The 1,398-nt window shown below is 61.8% G+C and carries 1 protein-coding gene; it reads left to right on the top strand.

From position 1 onward, the window contains the following. Positions 1 to 197 precede the first annotated feature (197 nt). Positions 198 to 1,274 (top strand): glycosyltransferase, encoded by a 1,077-nt coding sequence (locus tag AC01FP_RS17615; protein ID WP_474482021.1) that lies wholly within the window; start codon positions 198 to 200, stop codon positions 1,272 to 1,274. Positions 1,275 to 1,398: the final 124 nt, after the last annotated feature.

Raw genomic sequence — 1,398 nt, 5'->3', positions numbered from 1 at the left:
CTGGATTTGGTGGCGCAAATATAGCTGCTCTTCGGCTTCATAAAAGCCTACTGGCTTTCTCTGCGCCTGCTGGCATTTCTAGCCAGTTTCGTGTTTTAAATCGCCGCATAGACGATCCCTCCGATTCCTCAATTATTGGCGGACTGCCCGCTCGGCATATTTTCTGGAATAAACAAATACGCCCCAGGTTAATTCGCTTGCGCAAAAAGCGCTTCCATCTGCATTCACCTGGCTTCTATTCGATCGGCTGGCCATTCACAGGCCTCGGCGCCGAACTCGAAAGCCTTTACAGCACCGGTGGTTTCGATATCCTCCACTGCCATGCCCTCGATAACGCCATGTTATCTATCGAGGAGCTTGCCAAATTTACCTGGCCTGTCGTTTGGACCCTCCACGACCAATGGGCCTTTAGTGGTGGCGAACATTACAGCGATCCCTCTGAACCTTTTGTCAGCGGCTACACGGCTAAGCCACCAGACACCGAGCCGGCGGTCCATGCGCTCAATCGCTGGGTCTGGAAACGCAAAGCCAAGGCCTGGACCAGGCCGATGAACCTGGTGGCGCCAACCCACTGGATGGCCGACTGTGCCCGTCGCAGTGCCCTCATGGGCCACTGGCCCTGCCGGGTGATTCCCAATCCGATCGACCTCACCTGCTGGGCCCCTGTGGATCAGCGCCAGGCCCGAGCGCTCCTCAACCTTCCCCTGGATTCCCCCCTGCTGTTATTCGGTGCCACCGGCGGTACCGCTGATCCCCGTAAAGGGGGTGATCTGCTCCTGGAGACCCTGCATCTGCTGTGCGAGTCGCCGGGCGATGCTTTTCTTGAGGATCTGCAACTGGCCGTTTTTGGCCAGAGCCAGCCCGATCCCGCCTTCACTCCGCCACTGCCGATCCACTATCTGGGCCGCATCAGTGATGAGCTCCATCTCCGTTTGCTTTATGCCGCCGCCGATGTGTTCGTGATTCCCTCCCGCCAGGACAATCTGCCCAATACCGGCCTAGAAGCCCACGCTTGCGGCACCCCCGTGGTGGCCTTCCGCACCGGTGGCCTCGTCGACATCGTCGAGGAGGGCGTCACCGGTGCCCTGGCCGAACCCTTCGATCCCCAGGCCCTCGCCCAGGCGATCCGCTGGGTGCTGCACGATCCCCAGCGCCGCAGCTCCCTCGGCTTGGCCGCCCGTCGCCGTGCCGAAACCCTCTGGGCCCCCCAGCGCGTAGCCGGTCTCTACACCGATCTCTATCGCGAGGTACTTGAGCGCCATCACCAGCCATGAGCTCACCTTCCCTGCTGCTGGCCACCTCCATCCCGCCCCAGCTGCGGGGCCAGCCCCTCGCTGCCAACGCCACCACCAGCCTGCAGCAGCGCGCCCTGCACAGCTGGCGCCAGGCTGGCTGCAC

The sequence above is a fragment of the Cyanobium sp. NIVA-CYA 375 genome (assembly GCF_056108345.1).
This window is presented reverse-complemented; position numbering and strand designations above follow the sequence as displayed.